Source organism: Streptomyces sp. NPDC058664, from assembly GCF_042716635.1.
GTDB lineage: Bacteria > Actinomycetota > Actinomycetes > Streptomycetales > Streptomycetaceae > Streptomyces.
The window spans coordinates 1-5,239 of record NZ_JBHXRW010000138.1 but is presented as its reverse complement, the minus strand read 5'-3'; the positions used below and the strand labels follow the sequence as shown (position 1 = coordinate 5,239).

The window sequence follows — 5,239 nt, the reverse complement described above, 5'->3', positions numbered from 1 at the left end:
AACACGAAGTACCGGAGGGAAAAGCCCGGAGGAAAGCCCGTGAGGGTGAGTACGAAGGAAGCGTCCGTTCCTTGAGAACTCAACAGCGTGCCAAAAATCAACGCCAGATCAGTTGATACCCCGTCCATCCTTCGGATGGTCGAGGTTCCTTTGAAAGTCCTGCCCGCCTCTTCGGGGGACGGCAGGCAACATACACAGCGAGGACGCTGTGGACAGCCAGGCCCTATTCCGGCCCGGCTGTCCCGCTCAACGCGAGTGTCACCCGAGTACGGGTAAACATTCACGGAGAGTTTGATCCTGGCTCAGGACGAACGCTGGCGGCGTGCTTAACACATGCAAGTCGAACGATGAAGCCCTTCGGGGTGGATTAGTGGCGAACGGGTGAGTAACACGTGGGCAATCTGCCCTTCACTCTGGGACAAGCCCTGGAAACGGGGTCTAATACCGGATAACACCGGCCTCCGCATGGGGGCCGGTTGAAAGCTCCGGCGGTGAAGGATGAGCCCGCGGCCTATCAGCTTGTTGGTGGGGTAATGGCCTACCAAGGCGACGACGGGTAGCCGGCCTGAGAGGGCGACCGGCCACACTGGGACTGAGACACGGCCCAGACTCCTACGGGAGGCAGCAGTGGGGAATATTGCACAATGGGCGAAAGCCTGATGCAGCGACGCCGCGTGAGGGATGACGGCCTTCGGGTTGTAAACCTCTTTCAGCAGGGAAGAAGCGCAAGTGACGGTACCTGCAGAAGAAGCGCCGGCTAACTACGTGCCAGCAGCCGCGGTAATACGTAGGGCGCAAGCGTTGTCCGGAATTATTGGGCGTAAAGAGCTCGTAGGCGGCTTGTCACGTCGGGTGTGAAAGCCCGGGGCTTAACCCCGGGTCTGCATCCGATACGGGCAGGCTAGAGTGTGGTAGGGGAGATCGGAATTCCTGGTGTAGCGGTGAAATGCGCAGATATCAGGAGGAACACCGGTGGCGAAGGCGGATCTCTGGGCCATTACTGACGCTGAGGAGCGAAAGCGTGGGGAGCGAACAGGATTAGATACCCTGGTAGTCCACGCCGTAAACGTTGGGAACTAGGTGTTGGCGACATTCCACGTCGTCGGTGCCGCAGCTAACGCATTAAGTTCCCCGCCTGGGGAGTACGGCCGCAAGGCTAAAACTCAAAGGAATTGACGGGGGCCCGCACAAGCAGCGGAGCATGTGGCTTAATTCGACGCAACGCGAAGAACCTTACCAAGGCTTGACATATACCGGAAAGCGCCAGAGATGGTGCCCCCCTTGTGGTCGGTATACAGGTGGTGCATGGCTGTCGTCAGCTCGTGTCGTGAGATGTTGGGTTAAGTCCCGCAACGAGCGCAACCCTTGTCCTGTGTTGCCAGCATGCCCTTCGGGGTGATGGGGACTCACAGGAGACCGCCGGGGTCAACTCGGAGGAAGGTGGGGACGACGTCAAGTCATCATGCCCCTTATGTCTTGGGCTGCACACGTGCTACAATGGCCGGTACAAAGAGCTGCGATGCCGCGAGGCGGAGCGAATCTCAAAAAGCCGGTCTCAGTTCGGATTGGGGTCTGCAACTCGACCCCATGAAGTCGGAGTTGCTAGTAATCGCAGATCAGCATTGCTGCGGTGAATACGTTCCCGGGCCTTGTACACACCGCCCGTCACGTCACGAAAGTCGGTAACACCCGAAGCCGGTGGCCCAACCCCTTGTGGGAGGGAGCTGTCGAAGGTGGGACTGGCGATTGGGACGAAGTCGTAACAAGGTAGCCGTACCGGAAGGTGCGGCTGGATCACCTCCTTTCTAAGGAGCACAGCACCGCTTGCAGGCGAATGTTCTGCACGGTCGGCTCATGGGTGGAACGTTGATTAGTTGGCACGGTCCTTGAGGACCACTTCACCAGTACTGCTTCGGCGTGGAACGTGACAGTGGACCGACGGATCGTGCCTGGCACGTTGTTGGGTGTCTGAGGGTACGGCCGTAAGGTTTGTATCTTCGCGATGCCGGCCCCAGTGCACTCATCCGCTTGCCGGGTGGGGTGATGGGTGGCTGGTCGTTGCTTGAGAACTACACAGTGGACGCGAGCATCTGTGGCCAAGTTTTTAAGGGCGCACGGTGGATGCCTTGGCACCAGGAACCGATGAAGGACGTGGGAGGCCACGATAGTCCCCGGGGAGCCGTCAACCAGGCTTTGATCCGGGGGTTTCCGAATGGGGAAACCCGGCAGTCGTCATGGGCTGTCACCCATGCCTGAACACATAGGGCATGTGGAGGGAACGAGGGGAAGTGAAACATCTCAGTACCCTCAGGAAGAGAAAACAACCGTGATTCCGGGAGTAGTGGCGAGCGAAACCGGATGAGGCCAAACCGTATGCGTGTGATACCCGGCAGGGGTTGCGCATGCGGGGTTGTGGGATCTCTCTTCTGTCGTCTGCCGGCGACAGGACGAGTCAGAAACCGTTGGTGTAGGCGAAGGACATGCGAAAGGTCCGGCGTAGAGGGTAAGACCCCCGTAGCCGAAACATCAACGGCTCGTCTGAGAGACACCCAAGTAGCACGGGGCCCGAGAAATCCCGTGTGAATCCGGCGGGACCACCCGCCAAGCCTAAATATTCCCTGGTGACCGATAGCGGATAGTACCGTGAGGGAATGGTGAAAAGTACCGCGGGAGCGGAGTGAAATAGTACCTGAAACCGTGTGCCTACAAGCCGTGGGAGCGTCGCTCATTGAGTTTACTCAATGGGTCGTGACTGCGTGCCTTTTGAAGAATGAGCCTGCGAGTTAGCGGTGTGTAGCGAGGTTAACCCGTGAGGGGAAGCCGTAGCGAAAGCGAGTCCGAACAGGGCGATCCAGTTGCACGCTCTAGACCCGAAGCGGAGTGATCTAGCCATGGGCAGGTTGAAGCGGAGGTAAGACTTCGTGGAGGACCGAACCCACCAGGGTTGAAAACCTGGGGGATGACCTGTGGTTAGGGGTGAAAGGCCAATCAAACTCCGTGATAGCTGGTTCTCCCCGAAATGCATTTAGGTGCAGCGTCGTGTGTTTCTTGCCGGAGGTAGAGCACTGGATAGGCGATGGGCCCTACCGGGTTACTGACCTTAGCCAAACTCCGAATGCCGGTAAGTGAGAGCACGGCAGTGAGACTGTGGGGGATAAGCTCCATGGTCGAGAGGGAAACAGCCCAGAGCATCGACTAAGGCCCCTAAGCGTACGCTAAGTGGGAAAGGATGTGGAGTCGCACAGACAACCAGGAGGTTGGCTTAGAAGCAGCCACCCTTGAAAGAGTGCGTAATAGCTCACTGGTCAAGTGATTCCGCGCCGACAATGTAGCGGGGCTCAAGCGTACCGCCGAAGTCGTGTCATTCCAGCATGAGGGCCAACGCCCGCTGGGATGGGTAGGGGAGCGTCGTGTGCCGGGTGAAGCAGCCGCGGAAGCGAGTTGTGGACGGTTCACGAGTGAGAATGCAGGCATGAGTAGCGATACACACGTGAGAAACGTGTGCGCCGATTGACTAAGGGTTCCTGGGTCAAGCTGATCTGCCCAGGGTAAGTCGGGACCTAAGGCGAGGCCGACAGGCGTAGTCGATGGACAACCGGTTGATATTCCGGTACCCGCTTTGAAACGCCCAATACCGAGCCCGTTGATGCTAAGGCCGTGAAGCCGTTCCGGACCCTTCGGGGAAAGGAAAGTGGTGGAGCCGCCGGCCCAAGACGACAGTAGGTAAGCGATGGGGTGACGCAGGAAGGTAGTCCAGCCCGGGCGGTGGTAGTCCCGGGGTAAGGGTGTAGGGCGTTGTCCAGGTAAATCCGGACAGCACATAGCCTGAGACCTGATGCCGAGCCGATTGTGGTGAAGTGGATGATCCTATGCTGTCGAGAAAAGCCTCTAGCGAGTTTCATGGCGGCCCGTACCCTAAACCGACTCAGGTGGTCAGGTAGAGAATACCGAGGCGTTCGGGTGAACTATGGTTAAGGAACTCGGCAAAATGCCCCCGTAACTTCGGGAGAAGGGGGGCCATCACCGGTGAAGGAACTTGCTTCCCGAGCTGGGGGTGGCCGCAGAGACCAGCGAGAAGCGACTGTTTACTAAAAACACAGGTCCGTGCGAAGCCGTAAGGCGATGTATACGGACTGACGCCTGCCCGGTGCTGGAACGTTAAGGGGACCGGTTAGTCACACTTCGGTGTGGCGAAGCTGAGAACTTAAGCGCCAGTAAACGGCGGTGGTAACTATAACCATCCTAAGGTAGCGAAATTCCTTGTCGGGTAAGTTCCGACCTGCACGAATGGCGTAACGACTTCTCGACTGTCTCAACCATAGGCCCGGTGAAATTGCACTACGAGTAAAGATGCTCGTTTCGCGCAGCAGGACGGAAAGACCCCGGGACCTTTACTACAGTTTGATATTGGTGTTCGGTTCGGCTTGTGTAGGATAGGTGGGAGACTGTGAAACCGTGACGCCAGTCATGGTGGAGTCGCCGTTGAAATACCACTCTGGTCGTGCTGGATGTCTAACCTCGGTCCGTGATCCGGATCAGGGACAGTGTCTGATGGGTAGTTTAACTGGGGCGGTTGCCTCCCAAAGGGTAACGGAGGCGCCCAAAGGTTCCCTCAGCCTGGTTGGCAATCAGGTGTTGAGTGTAAGTGCACAAGGGAGCTTGACTGTGAGACCGACGGGTCGAGCAGGGACGAAAGTCGGGACTAGTGATCCGGCGGTGGCTTGTGGAAGCGCCGTCGCTCAACGGATAAAAGGTACCCCGGGGATAACAGGCTGATCTTCCCCAAGAGTCCATATCGACGGGATGGTTTGGCACCTCGATGTCGGCTCGTCGCATCCTGGGGCTGGAGTCGGTCCCAAGGGTTGGGCTGTTCGCCCATTAAAGCGGTACGCGAGCTGGGTTTAGAACGTCGTGAGACAGTTCGGTCCCTATCCGCTGCGCGCGCAGGAATATTGAGAAGGGCTGTCCCTAGTACGAGAGGACCGGGACGGACGAACCTCTGGTGTGCCAGTTGTCCTGCCAAGGGCATGGCTGGTTGGCTACGTTCGGGAGGGATAACCGCTGAAAGCATCTAAGCGGGAAGCCTGCTTCGAGATGAGTATTCCCACCTCCTTGAGAGGGTAAGGCTCCCAGTAGACGACTGGGTTGATAGGCCGGATGTGGAAGCCCCGTAAGGGGTGGAGCTGACCGGTACTAATAGGCCGAGGGCTTGTCCTCAGTTGCTCGCGTCCACTGTGTT

Annotated in this window: 2 rRNA genes; both read left to right on the top strand. The window is 58.1% G+C overall.

The annotated features are described in order from the left end of the window. Positions 1 to 279 precede the first annotated feature (279 nt). Positions 280 to 1,805: ribosomal RNA gene (locus ACFWUY_RS40495) — 16S ribosomal RNA — on the top strand. A 289-nt stretch (positions 1,806 to 2,094) separates the two neighbouring features. Next, positions 2,095 to 5,217 (top strand): 23S ribosomal RNA (locus ACFWUY_RS40490). The 16S and 23S rRNA genes sit together here, the layout of an rRNA operon. Positions 5,218 to 5,239 lie beyond the last annotated feature (22 nt).